The organism is Cupriavidus sp. LA-1 (genome assembly GCF_055385985.1).
Map to the genome: position 1 here is coordinate 568521 of NZ_AP031390.1, position 14796 is coordinate 583316.

11 protein-coding genes and 1 pseudogene are annotated in these 14796 nt (G+C 58.3%); 6 read left to right on the top strand and 6 right to left on the bottom strand.

What is annotated here, in order from left to right; genetic code table 11:
• The first annotated feature begins 283 nt into the window (after positions 1-283).
• Positions 284-892: a plasmid pRiA4b ORF-3 family protein gene (locus ACZ5MJ_RS36805; RefSeq protein WP_464227264.1), complete on the top strand. Its 609-nt coding sequence runs from the start codon at positions 284-286 to the stop codon at positions 890-892.
• 38 nt (positions 893-930) lie between these two features.
• A pseudogene (locus tag ACZ5MJ_RS36810) lies at positions 931-1224 on the top strand (ISKra4-like element ISBte1 family transposase); the annotation flags it as partial.
• Positions 1225-1523: 299 nt separating this feature from the next.
• Here the strand turns inward: ACZ5MJ_RS36810 and ACZ5MJ_RS36815 are convergent.
• Together ACZ5MJ_RS36815 and ACZ5MJ_RS36820 are read right to left on the bottom strand one after the other, a co-directional pair.
• On the bottom strand, positions 1524-2513 hold the full coding sequence (locus ACZ5MJ_RS36815) for an MBL fold metallo-hydrolase (RefSeq protein ID WP_464227265.1): 990 nt from the start codon (positions 2511-2513) through the stop codon (positions 1524-1526).
• Between the two features lie 337 nt (positions 2514-2850).
• The gene (locus ACZ5MJ_RS36820) at positions 2851-4752 is read right to left on the bottom strand and encodes a metallophosphoesterase (RefSeq protein WP_464227266.1); all 1902 of its coding nucleotides are present in this window, start codon (positions 4750-4752) and stop codon (positions 2851-2853) included.
• Positions 4753-5004: 252 nt separating this feature from the next.
• Between ACZ5MJ_RS36820 and ACZ5MJ_RS36825 the strand changes: the two genes are divergently transcribed.
• The gene (locus ACZ5MJ_RS36825; RefSeq protein ID WP_464227267.1) at positions 5005-5994 is read left to right on the top strand and encodes a lipase family protein; all 990 of its coding nucleotides are present in this window, start codon (positions 5005-5007) and stop codon (positions 5992-5994) included.
• 134 nt (positions 5995-6128) lie between these two features.
• Here ACZ5MJ_RS36825 and ACZ5MJ_RS36830 read toward each other — a convergent pair whose 3' ends face one another.
• A complete protein-coding gene (locus tag ACZ5MJ_RS36830) occupies positions 6129-7115 on the bottom strand; it encodes an IS5 family transposase (protein WP_464222743.1) in 987 nt (328 codons plus the stop codon).
• A gap of 166 nt (positions 7116-7281) precedes the next feature.
• Positions 7282-8154, bottom strand: coding sequence for a hypothetical protein (locus ACZ5MJ_RS36835; protein WP_464227268.1), 873 nt, complete (start codon positions 8152-8154; stop codon positions 7282-7284).
• 90 nt (positions 8155-8244) lie between these two features.
• On the opposite strand from ACZ5MJ_RS36835, the gene ACZ5MJ_RS36840 reads away from it, so the two are divergent.
• Complete coding sequence (locus ACZ5MJ_RS36840) at positions 8245-9078, top strand: HET-C-related protein (protein WP_464227269.1); 834 nt, start codon at positions 8245-8247, stop codon at positions 9076-9078.
• 25 nt (positions 9079-9103) lie between these two features.
• Positions 9104-10210, top strand: coding sequence for a hypothetical protein (locus ACZ5MJ_RS36845; protein WP_464227270.1), 1107 nt, complete (start codon positions 9104-9106; stop codon positions 10208-10210).
• A gap of 652 nt (positions 10211-10862) precedes the next feature.
• On the opposite strand, the gene ACZ5MJ_RS36850 is transcribed toward ACZ5MJ_RS36845, so the two are convergent.
• A complete protein-coding gene (locus tag ACZ5MJ_RS36850; protein ID WP_464227271.1) occupies positions 10863-12335 on the bottom strand; it encodes a hypothetical protein in 1473 nt (490 codons plus the stop codon).
• A gap of 722 nt (positions 12336-13057) precedes the next feature.
• Here ACZ5MJ_RS36850 and ACZ5MJ_RS36855 point away from each other — a divergent pair.
• Positions 13058-13621, top strand: coding sequence for a hemerythrin domain-containing protein (locus ACZ5MJ_RS36855; RefSeq protein ID WP_464227272.1), 564 nt, complete (start codon positions 13058-13060; stop codon positions 13619-13621).
• 488 nt (positions 13622-14109) lie between these two features.
• Here the strand turns inward: ACZ5MJ_RS36855 and yfcF are convergent, their stop codons facing one another.
• Positions 14110-14742: a glutathione transferase gene (yfcF, locus tag ACZ5MJ_RS36860; protein WP_464227273.1), complete on the bottom strand. Its 633-nt coding sequence runs from the start codon at positions 14740-14742 to the stop codon at positions 14110-14112.
• Between the last annotated feature and the right edge of the window lie 54 nt (positions 14743-14796).

Genomic DNA, 14796 nt, shown 5'->3' on the forward strand with positions numbered 1-14796 from the left:
GGCATCCATGCGCAACCAGTCCCTGACGCTTGCCGGCAAGCGGCATCATGAATCAGCGGCGCGTTTTTGTCCGGTGACCGAAGCTGGCATAGAGGCTGTCATCCGATGGCTTTAATTCAAGGGCTGCTCTTGGCCGGGAAGGGACCTCCGCTCCAAGCTAGGCGCTCGTCTCTTCCCGACCATTTACAGGTAGATGGCATTGAGCGTAGTGGAGACCGCGCCAAAACGGGGGCAAACGACCTTGCCGTTTTTGAGAGGACAATGAGCCACCTAGAATGGGCCAATGGCATCCGATCCTCGGCCGGCTATCGCCGTCCTTCAACTTCGAATTGCTCTGCGCGGCTTGAGCCCGCCGGTCTGGCGGCGTTTGCTCATTCCTGAGCACGTCACGCTGGCTCGGCTGCATGAGGTCATCCAGGCGGCCATGGGCTGGACAGACGATCACCTGCACCAGTTCATCATTCGTGGCCGGCGATATGGCGAAAGCCGCGAAGGCGCTCTGCAATTTTCCACGGCGGCAACCGCGCTAACGCTGAGCGCATTTGCCCTGCGCGAGCACGAGGCCTTCTTCTACGTGTACGACTTCAATGCATGGTGGCGGCACGATATCCGCGTCGAGCGGCGCGTGCTGAGGCAGGAAAGCGTGCTCTTGCCACGTTGCGTGGCAGGATGCGGGGCTTGTCCGCCGGAGGATATCGGCGGGGTGGAAAGATACCTGGAGGTTAGAGAAAGTTGGGGCGAATGGGAGTTCATGGAGTGGATCGAATCCTTACGCGAGCGTTCGATCGAGCTGGACGAGCTACGTGATGAGGTCGACCAGTGGCTGACTTGGTTGGACCGCCGTTTCGACCGCCAAATTGTCAATGATCGGCTGCGACAGCTGCAGGCGTAGACTGGTCGCCGCAAGATGTTCACGGGAGGAGAGCGGCCATGCGGATCACTTTGCAAGTCGTTTTGCAGGACGAAGGGGAGACGTCCGCCACCGTCACTGAGATCGCCAAGATCGAGCGAACAACCTTTGATGCCGGATCACTGGGCTTGCATCTGGCGGAAGCGAAAGCGCTGCTGAGCAGGCTGCAGCGCACGATGGTTGCGGCACAGGTTGCCGAGGCGGTTGCACGGACCAGCGTTTGTCCCACGTGCGGTACACCGTTGGCCTGCAAGGGGCACCATCGGCTGGTTTTCCGTTCGCCGCTTGGACGACTGTCGATTGATAGTCCCAGGGGCTCAATGACCAGTTCCGATCGCACGTTGAGCGATGGTATCCCTCCGTCGGCGGAGGAGAACGCCACCGCCTTGCCGCTTAGTCAGCCCCCGGTTTGGCGCGGTCTCCGTCAAAGACGGCACACCGCAGCCGATCTTTCCGAGGGGGGCGCTCCCTCGCGCCTTATGTCACGGTCCCCTTGTCGTCCCACGTCAGCGTGGACTATGAAAGTCGCCGAGCATAAAGGGACGGCTGTTGATGCGTTCGCGAAATGAATCCGAAAAGATTGTGTCTGGGATCCGCAGTTGTCGCAGTTTGTTCAGCTTTCTCCGGATGCGCCGGAAAACAGTCCCGCCTCTAGACAATCTATGCTGGCAGGCACGCTGGGGTGCGGGGCCGATGTCGAATCGAACAGCCTGACCGTTTGCTGCCCCAGCACAATCCTTAATGAGATTGCATCTTTCGCCAGCCTTTCCCGCAGGTACCTAAGGGCGCTATTAGTGCCAGGCAAAGTTGGAAGGGATTCCGAAAGCGGTGCAAACAAGCTGTCCCAATGGACAGGAATAACCAGCCTTGGCCGAATGCAGAGAACAGTGTTTGCATAGTATTTTTCGTGAAAATCCACGCTGCGCAGACCCACGCCGCCGATGGGTAGAAACAGGACATCGGCTCGAATTCCTCGTAATGCACCTCTCTTGTAGTTGGGAGATCCCTTTACCAGGACCGCCTGGTCGCCATGTCTTATGAGCAGATCAAACGATCCGCCTTCGCTAAAAGTCCTGAAACGCGCCGGCTGCCTAAGCGGTTCATCGATGGTCTTACCAAGGTCATCATTCAGGAAGGGTATTGGTGGGGAGTGTGTTGATGGTATGGCGCGGACATGAAACTGCCCAATCTGCTCTCCTATAACCAGATCATATTCAGCTAGCTGTTTCTCAGGCACTTCGCCGCCACGCCCAATGTTCAGGGTGCTTTTCGAGCCAAAAAGGATTGCGCCTTTGCTACGGGCAATGTATGCCACGTCTAGTGCATGGTCGTAGTGGGAATGCGTGACCAGGACCGCGGCGATCCTATGCGCTTCGATACTCGCTAGAATTCTGTCCACGAGTCCAGTGTCTGTATGAATTCGTCCACCAATTACTTGATGTAACGGCGGGCGGCTTAGGAATCCATCGACTAGGATTTTCGTGTGACCGTCGTCGAACAGGAGCGTCGTTGTGCCCAGAAAAGTGACATTTACTGCACCGGCCTCTGGTTTTCTATCAGCAGCTTGCAGAAATTCGTTTGGGTACGCAGCAGTGGGGTACACGCGTGCTGGCAGGAGAGCGCACAGAAAATCGTCAGGATTCGCAGTAGTGTTTTCATTGGGGCGCGCGCTGCCGAGTTCGCGGATATGCCGACCGTCTCAGGTGCTATGGCAGATAGAGTTGGGGGCGCGGTCGCAACAGGAGGGGGAATTCCTCTGTTGAACCAACCGGGTAAGGGGCATGCACAATGGTTGTGGAAGGCAGAGTTGAGGTTTCATGACCGTGAAACGACCCGGTGCGCTCAGCGATGCAGCCCCTAGATCAAGTAGCCATTTGCTTTTTGACCGCGTCCAGGCTGATGGTTTCAACCCAGAGCAGTCACCGGAATGACTTCGGCTTTCAGCGGGTGGCGTCCATCTGCGTGTAGTAGTAGGTATCGGAGACCTTGCCCTCCAGATTCAGGAGCCGCTTGCCGAACGCGATCAGGCCAGAATTGTTCTCGTCGTAGTCAGACTTTGCGCCCGCGGCAAATACACAACTGAAATACTGCCGGGACAATTTGTCGGTTGTGTTGGAGATTACCTCCTGGGTCTGCTGGATGAGTTGCGAAAAAACTTTCTCGCTCTGCTGTGGCCCGTGTGCCTCATCGAAGATGAAGGATTTCTGGATACATTGCCTTAGGCTCGGAGCGTCGGCAAAGGCTCCACATTTGGCTTTAATGAGAGGCACGTCATTGCGTAGGCGCTCCCCAAAATTTGGGGATTCCTCGGCCGACAAGGCGATAACGTCGCGGGCCTTCTCCATCGCATTGCGTTTGTCTGAGTAAAGGAGCCAATCAAAGGCAATGGTGTCGGCGTTGTTGGCCTTGCAAGTTGGAGTGCCATACGTGCAAGGGAGCGTTGGATTAAGTTGCTTGAGATCATTCATGGTCGCGAATTGTAGAGGAGTCATCCCATCGTTATTGAACGCTTTTACAATGTCGGAATGATTTTTTGCAATCGAATCATATTTGGGAAACCACCGTGTGCATGCCTTATGCCACGAGTCCCAAAAGTTATCGAAATTTTTAATGCCATCGTCTTGCGCGGTGACGTTTAGGCCGGCTGAAACGCGGATTACCGTCCGGTCGTCTGAAATGGCGAGGTTGACAGTTCTGAATGCTATGGGCCAATCAGCAAGAGAGTTGATGTTCAACTCCAGTAACTCCCGATCACCGATGGAGTGACGAGCCCAAGAGCCGGTGTGTGTGTGCGCGGAGATATAAATCAATGGCTGATTCAAACGTGAGAGCGCCGCCGAAACCTCTTTCCTCGCTTCGGGGAGGAGCTTGGCGAAGGGGTGATGGCCTGCGAGGATGAAGATGTCATCTTTTCCACCCTTTAGCAACTCGTTCAATGCCGAAATCTGTTCGTCAAGCAAATTGCCGTTGTTTCCCGGATTCGGGCTCAGAAGTAGCCGCCGAGCTGCCTGAAGTGTCCCTGGACGAAAGTTCATATCCTCCGGTGCTTCAAAGGTAGAGTCGGCTCCCCACTGCGTCGTGTCCAAAAGAATTAGGTACGTAGTTAGCTTCGTGTCTGGTGCTGAGGGGAGGCGAATCTTCTGAATGAGAAACGACTCGGAAAAATCCCCGCATCTCGGCTTGCAATTGGCATCGCGTTTTGTGATCCTGCCTCGCGCGGCAACAAGAAATGCATCTTGCTTATCGTTAGTGTAATTAATAATACCTATGTCTTTCTTTTTTATTTTAAGATCTAAATATCCGATCAAAAATTCATCGCTTGACATTAGATGGCTGAAATCATTAATCGCAGAGCGATCTTCTGTTTCTGAGAATTCTCGGCACCCATAATCCCAAGCGCTCGCGCCGTAAAGGCCTCTCTGCTCGTTATCTCTTATGTTGAATATACCGTTCAGAATCCCATCGTGGTTTCCGGGGGCCAGGGCCCAAGGTTGGTTCAAGGATTTGAGAATCGCGTTGTATCTCTTCCATTCGCTGTGGCAACTAATGTCCAATACGTCGCCGAGATGGATAAGGGGACGAGGGGCGGTCTCCTCTGCCAGTAATGCGAAGTATTGACGCCCAAATAGGGCTTGCTGTGGGGGTCTGAAAGTGACGGGATTGAGCTTATCGACAACCCCATTTGCGGCGCGAGCAGGCAGCCCGCCAATCTCATGCTCTTGGCTGTCGCCAACAAAGGTCACCTGTGTGGTCAGGTCATGAAGCGGCTTGTCGGTGCGCAGGCGATCAATCGTTGTGCACCCGCTAAGCGCAAGGACGACGGACAAAAGGATTGTTCTCATTTTTGCTCTCCCTTATGACCCTGGAGCCCCGGTTAGGGGGAGTGCAGGTTCCTTGTTTATTGTTCTTGCCTGTGCTGCGAAACGGCTCCTACAGTATTGTTCGGGTGTGCTTTGTTAGCAAGGCTGACTTATGGGGGAGGGGACATGCGCTGGTTATCGACAAAGAACTTGGTCGCAATCGCTGGGGTCATGCTTTTTGTCGGTGGTTGTGGAATGCGGCCCCTCTTGGCCCCAGACGGGAAGGCGCCTGCGTTGGCCCTCCATCCGATTCGTCAAGCGCCCACCAATGATGGACGTGCTCGGTTCCGGGAGATCGTCTGCGCGGTCCAAGCAGACCATGGCGATGCATTTCCCAACAACCGCGACTGTGCCGACATCCTTCACCGGCTGCTCGACGAGCCAAAGGGACAGGGCCGAACCGTACCTTTGGGAAAGATCGCAGGCCTGCCTTCAACGACCGTGCTTTTTGTCCCCGGGATATTCGGCGAGTGCGTCGAAGACTTAGTAACACCGTTCTCCGACTCGTATGAACACCTCCAATCCCTGGGGCTACAGACTGCGTTCATTCATCTAAGTGGCCGTTCAAGCAGTGCTTTTAACGCTGCGCTCATAAAGGATGCGCTCCAACATGAGGCTACCCAAAAGGTGATTCTAGTCGCCTATTCCAAAGGGGCCTCCGACGTCATTGAGATGCTAGGACTCTACCCGGAGATGGCCAACAAGATTGCAGCTGTCGTTTCTATCTCAGGAGTGATCGGCGGCACGCCAATAGCCGATGGCTATGCGCGCGCGTATGCCACACTGCTCGAGAAGATGCCATACTCCAAATGCGAGCCGGGAGATGGCGGCGGTGTTGTAAGCCTGACACGTGCCTATAGGAGCAGTTGGCTTGCGGAACACAATTTACCGGCTTCGGTCCGATTTTATTCAGTGGCGGCATACGCGCAACGCGCGGAGATATCAGCCCCGCTCGTCGGGTTCTACGACCAGCTCGCGTATGTCGATCCTCGTAGCGACGGCCAGGTCATTTACTACGATGCTGTCTTTCCCGGCGGAACCTTGCTTGGATACGCGCGCGCAGATCATTGGGCGGTTGCGTTACCTTTCTCTTCGGCGAAGTCGCCCTGGCCGGAACTGGTAGACCACAATCGCTTCCCACGAGTCGTATTGATTGAGAGCATCCTTCGATATATCGCAGAGGATTCCGCCATGCCGAACCGGGCGCAATCCTCCGAGCGCTAGGGAATCGCTGATCAATGAGGTTTGCGCTTGATGTTGCACAAGCCAAGGATTTCGGTTTTCGCAACGCGGGAGAGATGGGCCGATTCAAGCCATTTTTCTCTCGTTTGGCACCATTTCTGGCGCGCTTTGCGCGCTCAGGACGGATTGCTCCCCTGTGAGGCCAACAACAGCTTCCTGCCGAGCACCAGATTCGCCAGACCAAACAGGCTGAACAACTGTGCCGTGTTCTTGACCAGGCCCTTGTAGCGAACCTTGCGATGACCAAACAGATTCTTGATGACGTGGAACGGATGCTCGACCCGCGCCCGAATCTGGGCCTTGGCCCGCTCGACAGCGATCAGCAAGTCCTTGACCGCACCGTCACGCATTGCCTTAATCTTGCCGCGCTTGACGGCCACGTGCCACTTCACGGACTTGCCTTGCATCTCCTTGCGCTTGTCCACGCCCGTGTAGCCCGCGTCGCCAAACGCGTGCTCTTCGTAGCCATGCAGCAAGGCATGCGCCTGCGACACATCCGACTCGTTGGCCGCCGTGCCCACCACGCTGTGCACCAGCCCCGAAGTCGCATCCACGCCGAGATGCGCCTTCATGCCAAAGTGCCATTCATTACCCTTCTTGGTCTGGTGCATCTCCGGGTCGCGGCTCTTCTCCTTGTTCTTGGTCGATGGTGGCGCCTCGATGATGGTGGCATCCACAATCGTGCCTTCCTTCATCATCAGCCCCCGCTCGCACAGCATGATGCCGATCTCGTCAAACAGCTTTCGCGTCAGTTCATGCTCGACGAGCAGGCGGCGAAACTTCAGCAGCGTGGTCGCGTCTGGCACCGCTTCGACCGCCAAGTCGATCCCGGCAAATGCCCGCATCGCCATGCTGTCGTACAGCGCGTCTTCCAGCGCCTCGTCCGACAGCCCGTACCACTGCTGGAGGAAGTAGATGCGCAGCATCCGCTCCAGACCGATCGGCGGCCGTCCACGTTTTCCCTTGGGGTAGTACGGCTCGACCGCCTCAATCAGGCGCGACCACGGCACCAAACTCTCCATCTCCGTCAGGAAGCGCTCGCGTCGCGTCACCCGCTTCTTGCCGTGGCTCTCGGCTTCCGCAAAACTGATCTGTCGCTTCATCTCCGACTCATATCGTGGGCATGCACATGACAACGCTTGCACGCCAGTCAACGATGACTGCCGCGCTGATTAAATCAGTCTTTCCCTAGAGCTATTGCAGGAATACGCAATGTCGCCGCCTGCGGGATAATCGAGGTGCAGATGCCCGCTGCAACCGCGCTGCTGGCTAGGGAACGATGGGCCTGCTGGCCGCCGCGACGCCCCGCTGCCGCGACGCCTCGAAGGCATCGAGCAGCGCACGGGTGCTGGGCGTTTGCTGAATCATGTCGTTGGTGCGCAGGATTCGCCAGGCCAGGTTGGGATGCTCGTAGGAGGCATCGAAGTAGACGGACGGCTTGCCGGTGGCGGCCGAGCCAAATTCGTTCAGCGTCCGGTATGCCTGCATGTTCCAGCTCAGCTTCGAGAGTTCGTTGGCAATCCAGGTCGCGGTGAGCGAAGTGTCGGAGGGCGGCTTCGCGGCGAGTGCCTGCCTGACCGCGTTCGCCGCGAACTCGTCGGCGCGTTCCTCGTCTCTCTTGGCGATGGTTCTGTCGACGTTCAGCATCGACAGGCCGCCGTTGACGAACGATACTCCCGATGTTCCGTTCTTCAGATGCCCCGCTTCGTGCAGCAGCATGTACACGAGAAGATTGCCGCGATCGATCGACAGTTGCCCCGACCCGCCGGTCTGCGCGGCGACCCAGCGCCGCAGCGCCACGGGGTTGACGAAGATGCAGCCGCAGTCGTCGGGCACCGCGGCGGGCGTCGTCAAGGCATTCGGCTTCGCGGCGACGAGGTAGACGGGCGTCGCGTCCTTCCAGCCGGACACCTCTTTCCACGACGGCCTGAGTCGAATGCCCAGGTCGGCGAGCAGCAGATTGGCATCATCGATGCTCTTCGCGACGATGCCCGCGTCGGTCGCCGTATGAGCGAAGCCGCGGTCCGTAACGGCATCCGCCGCCAAAGCCGTCAGGGAAAACAGCGTCAGCGCGAGTCCAGGCACGGCGCGCTTCGCAGCCCGGGAAGTCCGCGACGACAAGGTCGATTTGAGCGTATCCATCTCCTATACTCCGAGTCAAATTCGAACAAGGCGCCGCCGGGGACAACGATGACGCGTGTCAAAAGCATAGTTCTGTGTCTGGCGCTCGCAATGGGTTCGATTCACGTCGCGTCGGCCGGCGACGCCGCGGCGTCCGCACCGCCCGTACCACCGGCGCCGCCGCAGACCGTGCCCGACATGGCGGATCCGAAAACCGTCGTGCTCTGCGTCAACTGCCCCGCGCCGTTCGATACGCAAACCCACAAAAAGCTGCTCGCCGATCTGGCCGCCAATCCGTATGTCGCGGAACTCAGACGCGCGCTGTACGTGCAGGACTCGCTGCACCAGTTCGAGTCGAAAGTGCACTTCGACAACTGCGATTTCGACGACGCGATCGACTATCTGAACGAGCGTCTCGACGAGGCCGGCAAGCACGTCGCGGCGGCGGAGCAGGCGAAGGCCGCGCAAGACGCCGCGAGCGAGGCGACGGAAGTGCGTGCCGCCTTCTATGTGATCGGTCAGGCGCTCCACACGGTGCAGGATTTTTATGCCCACAGCAACTACGTCGAGCTGAAGGCGCCGAAGGCCGCGGACATCACCGACATTCCGCTCGTGGAACTCTGGAGTCCGGGTGCGCGCGACACGATCCACGCATTGCAGAAAGAAGGGCTAGTCTCCGGTTTCGTGTTCTGGGGCTTTCCGCAAAAATGCGCGGCGGGCGCCCTCTCGCACCACGATCTCGCCAAGGACAGCACCACGACGCCCAGCGGTCAGCGCAAGCTCCCGAACCTTCAGAACGCTAGCCAGTATGAGGTCGCTGTCTTTCTCGCGCGTGAGACCTCGCTTCGGCTGATGTCCCGCGTTTTCAAGCGCTGGCCGCTGCTAGTGCTGGCGAACGGTCATGCCGTGGCGATCGACGTGCTGGTCGACCGGCGCGGGATCTGACATGAGAGCGCTAGCCGCAGCAGGGATGAGTCTCGCGTGCGCCTCGGCGTGGTGTGTTCAGCCGGTGATCCCGGCCTGCCGTCTCGACAGCCGCGACGCGTCGCTCGTCAAGGAAACGCTCGAGCGGTCAGCGCAAGCGTACAAGGCAGCGGGCAAGCCGCTGCCTTTCGATACGGTGGCCGTTAATCCGCCGCAGACAGCGGACAGGCCGAACGTACTGACCGTCTATATCGTCAGGGACGCGGCGGCGGCCGCCGCCAAAAAAAACACGTGCACCACGGCACGTCCCGCCAATGGAGACGTGCTCGACGATCTGAGCGTGACCGGGGGATGCGAGACGGAGATGTTCGGCGCGCCCGTGCTGCGCTGCTCGTCCAGCGCGTTGCATCTTTTCGGCGATGCGGGCAACAAGCCCGGCCGCCAGAATCCGGCCTTGCTGTACGTGCTGTCACATGAGCTGGGACATGTGTACCAGGGCGCGCGCGGCGACTACTCGGAACGTGTGGCGAGCTTCGGGCGAGCGAAGACGCCGGGCGCGCGGCTGTCGCAGCTTCGCGAAACCTGCAAGCCGGAGTCGTTCCAGGTGGAGAAGGAGGCGGACGATCTCGCGCTGGCCGTGATGGCGAGCCTGCTGCCGCAGGCGCCGTACCGTGAGCCGCTCTTCTCCGCGCAGGGCTCGCTGTACTGGAACATCGATCAGCTCGCGCTCGCGTCCGACGCATGGCGGCGCGGCGAGCTCGAGCGGGAGTTGGTCAACATGCCGAAGGTGCATCCGTCGTTCACGCCGACGGAGTTTCCGACGCCGCCGGGAATCATCCGTGCCAACGCGCAACGTTTTGTGTGTGATGCGCTCGGCAAGCGCGGTGAATTGGTTCGCTTCCCGGGACGTCAAGCCGCGCATCCGCCGCCGGAAGAGCGGCTGCAACGCGCGGCGGAAGCGCTCAGGCCGGTGGCGCAACGCTTGCCGGCGAGCGGCGGGCAAGCAGAGTTCGAGCCGGTTGCGCGGCTTCAGCAGGATCTCAGTCCAATCCTTACGCACATCTATCGCGAGACCGGTGTGTACACGAGCGAGCTGCACAAGGACATATGCACAATCGTGAATTCGGACTCGCCCGAGGTCGGTTGCCACTAAAAGTATAGGCCTGTCGTCGTAGAAAAATTCGGTCTGTGGAGTTCGCGGTAGTAGTGTTAATCATCCCGGGCGTAATGACCTTGCATCGTGGTCGTCAACGAAAGCTCCAGCGTGCAGCCTCATAGGATGGGGCCGTCGTCGGATCGCAGGGTCAAACCGGCCGTTCAAATAGTCGTTTAGAGAAGCGAATGAACGGCCGCATTTGGTCTCGGCCGGCTGCCCATCGCCAAGCCACGGCTGTCTCTGACTGACTCATAGGGGGCATGGCCCTGCCGACAGGAATCATACTTCCTGTAATTTCATGCACTTATCGTCACAAGGCGTAAATCTGGCGTAACAACATTTTTTCGTTCAACGCCACACTACGACGTCCGAGAGTCGCAGAACGACCCTTAGCGCGCCGCTTTGAGCCGTTCTAGCTGCCGGAGTGAAGTGCTTTCCGTGATCTGAGGCGGGATTCGGGCATGAATGTCACAAACGATTTGAAAGCAGGATCGAAGGCTATTCCATAGCGGGGCTGACCAAGAATCCATAGACTGTAAATACGTCCTGATTCTTGGCCGCTAGGAACCGTCATTCGTGCCCCTCCTTTCGGCAACCCGGAGCGGCCGATTCAGGACTGGTTCGACGAGCCACTCCAGGTTTTCCCAAACTACTTTGACGACTGGCCGGACAATGACGGAATGAGATCCCGCGATGATGGAATCTTCCGATTCAGATCGATTTTCATGGCAAAGGCCTGATCTGATGACATACGGGGAGGCGCGACGTCCAATAGCGTGATCTCCGTCGCGGTTTTCAACAAACCTGTGTGCTCACTGTATAGCGAGGATAACAGAGTCGTATGCTCCCGAAAGCCGATGACCACCGGATCCTTGAACCTTCTGTTCATTGAAACCCCACTCATGTTGCCACTCACGAAGACGACCTGACCGCCTGCGAAAGTCAGTTTCTTGTCTCCATTCATGTTCGAGTAGAGTTGATTCATCTGCTGCAGAAATACGGTTGCTTGCGAGATAGTGGGCTTCTGCTGAGCGGGGGCATCCGGCTTGGCGTTCGCCTGCGGTGTCTTGCCGTCGCCTCCGCCCTTGTCACCGCCGTCGGCGGCCGGCTTGTTGTCAGCTGTGAAATATTGGCTCAAGGCATCCCACACAGCCTTTCGCTTGTCCGCCTCGGGGATATAGAGACCAGCCCCTGCATTGGCGCCGGCAGTCTTCTCGAATGACATGCTGACATCGATAGCCCGCGTCGCATAGATCTCCCGAACCACCGACACGGCCGGCACACCCACGTTGCAGAACTTCGCTGCCGCTGCGGCGTTCGGCACCACCAGTTTCAGGGCTTTCAACGTTTCCGGATTCTTCAGGTAGCCGTCCAGGGCCGTTGCGACCCGGAACGCGGGAAGGCCATAGGACTCGCCCTGCGGAATCGAGATCTGGACGTTCTCAACGGCCGATGCCGCAACGCCAACGTTGGCCAGGATCGTCGGGAAGGGGATGATGGCACTGGCTTCCGCCTTGGTCGCCGAAACCGAGAAGAACTCGGGGAACGAGACCGGCATCATGGTGGTCAACGGTCGCGCGGCAAAGATCTGGGTTGCCGCGCCGTCGGCAGGCTTGGCGGTCCCGGCTGTGCGTGGCTCGGCGGCGGATGTCTTTACCATCGCCGGCCTGGTTTCCGGCTTTCCGGCAGCCTGCTTTGCCGTGGGCTGCGCTGCCGGTTTGGGATCGGCGGCAGCGCCGCCTCCGCCATCCGCGACCTGAATGTCTGCCAGCGCATCCGGATCGACCGGAATGGAAGGAAGCCGCACGCGCGCCCAATAGTTCGCGGACAACAGACCCGGATCCTGGGCGCTCTTGTCCGTCATACCCGGCAGAGTGTCTATCCACACCGGATGCGGCGCCATCATCCGCTCATCCTTGTTGTGCGCATCGGCGCGCTCCTCCACCGACGTCAGGCAGGTCAGATAGACATCGCCAACCTGAATGTCTGCCCTCGGTGGAAAGACAGGCACCATGTCGTACTGCCTGAGCTTGGACGTCCAGGTTTCCCTTAGGTATCCCTCTTGTGACGCCGGCGCAGTACAAGCGCTCAACCCGACCGCTGAAACCAGCAGCACAGACATCGGCACAATTCTTTGCAGCCTCATTCCAGACCCTCCTCCCGATATGGCCTCGCATGACAGCAAGGCCCATGACTTACCTGATCTTGAAAATATGCAATTCAGGCTTCTTATATTTTTAATGCGCTGACGGCTGGGCGGTGCTGGCTTGCCGTGCCATGCTTGTTCGCAGGTACCGAAGAAAGCCCGCGAAAATCAGATGCGGGCAGGGATCATCGGGTCAATTCACGATGAGGCCATTCTGTTTCGAGTAAAGACGCGATGCCATCCCCCCACGGTAGGGGTTCGGGTCGATCGGATTTAGCCGCGCGAAAAGGCGGAGCGAGCACCAACACGGTGGAAAGCCCGGACACCTCTGTCAAATCCCCGCCACCAGCGGCGACCTTTGTCCAGCAGAACTTCTAATTCGAACGTCTCTGATAGAGGGGGGTTCTCAACGATCTACTCGTCGATGTCGAATGGCCGCTCCTGGCGGAAACTGCCATATCCGCTGCCAAGCGAACGGCGGAGAATCGGCCGATCCAGCCCTTCAATACAGCGCAACCAGATGTCGCAGAAGGGTCGCGCCCGGTCGGGCAGCGATAGCCGCGCACGGCTTTAGCTTCGGTCCATTGATCTATGTCATGGCAGTCTCTGGATCGAGGAATATTGTATTAAGTAAGGCTCTTCGATTCGATATGGCGTCGAAGGCGACGTGAGCATAACCCGTTTCCAAGGAGCGCGCCGTGACCACCCCACTTGCAGTATGGCACGAAGATCACATTCATTTCGCTCGACTGCTAGACCTTTTGGAAGAGCAGGTAATTCTTTTCGATCGGGGAGAGCGGCCAAATTACAATTTGATGAGCATCATCATCTATTACATGCGAAGTTTCGGCGATCGCGTTCACCATCCCCGTGAGGATGTTACATACGCACGGCTCGTTGAGCGAGATCCCGGCATGCAAATTGTTGTTAGCCGGCTCCAGCAGGAACATCGTGTGATTGCCACGGTGGGCGAAACGCTATCAGACCGCCTCAATGAGGCTGAAGGAGATGTGATAAGTTCGCGTGCGGCTCTGGAGGCCGCCGGAGCGATGTACCTTGTGTACTATCGAAATCATCTTTCGACAGAGGAGCGACACGTCATGCCGCGCGCTGCTCAGCTACTAACGCGCGAGGATTGGGCCGCAGTTGACGCTGCCGTTCCGGCGAGCGACGATCCGCTCTTCGGGGAAAACGTCCAGGAGCGTTTCGCGATGCTACGCAAGCAAATCGAAAGTGAGGTGAGCGTTTCCGGCCAGGGCTAGATTCGGCATCCCCCCACCGACCAGATCAATTGCCAACCAGGCGTAGCGGAACACGTCACCAGCTCTGCTGGCTGTCGACCCCGTTTCCTGCATTTGGCGCTCCTGCATGTCCGAGGGGTCAATCCGCGCGGCGTCGTTAGCTAAGTGACGTAGGGAACTACGCTGACCCATCCCCAATTTCGTCCGACTCGAAACTAGAGTCGGCGGTTAATCCCTAAATTCTTGGGGATTTGGTAGCACGGCAGCAGCGATCGCCGTCCTCCCGTCCCCCTGACCGAGTTCGGCTGACTCCGCCATCCTTCCCTGCATCGGTGGACGTCAGTGCCGGCCGATGAACGGCCAATGCCTCTCCGATTGTCGCCGTCGCTTCGCGACCCACAAGAGCCGGTCGCATCTTCAACGAGCGGACACTCAGCGGCGCACCAGACCGTGTGCCCTAAGTCAATACGCCAGCTTGAACAGAAGCACCCGCCGCAAGTTCGACGGCTTCACAGCGGGGGACGATTCAGGGCGACCCAACGTTGAACAGACGGCCTTTGCCACTGAAGGGCAGCGTAGTCAGCAAACCTTCCCGGCACCGTATCACCATTCAGGACGAGCCGGCTCAGCATCAGCGCAAGGTCGGCGTCTGCGATGCACCATTCGCCAAAGAGGTTCGGCGAGTGGTCGGTAAGCAATATCTCGCACGCAGAAAACAGTTTTCCTGCGGCCGTTCGTGCTGTAGCGGATAGTGGCGCGGCGGAAGCGCCGTAGAACACCACCTCAGTGGAGCGCTCTTGCCGGATGGGCAAGAGATCGCTTCGCAGCCACGCTTGGACTTGACGCGCCCGAGCGCGGCTGATCGCATCTTTTGGGTACAGCGAGGTGCTCGGAAAAACCTCGTCGAGGTACTCAGTTATTGCTGAGGACTCGGACAAAGCGAAACTGTCGTGAACCAGCGTAGGTACACGCTGCGTGAGTGAACTCGCTGCATATTCGGGTTCGAGGTTTGCATTGTTGGCCAAGTCGATGGTTACAAGCTCAAACGACAACCCCTTTTCGTGAAGGGCCACGAAGGCCGACATCACATATGGACTTGCGAATTGAGCATCGACGTAGAGACGCAGATTCGTTAGAGGCAAAGTGGGCTCCTGTTTGCTTACGCAAGGAAAACGATTGTCAACGATCCCGGCGTC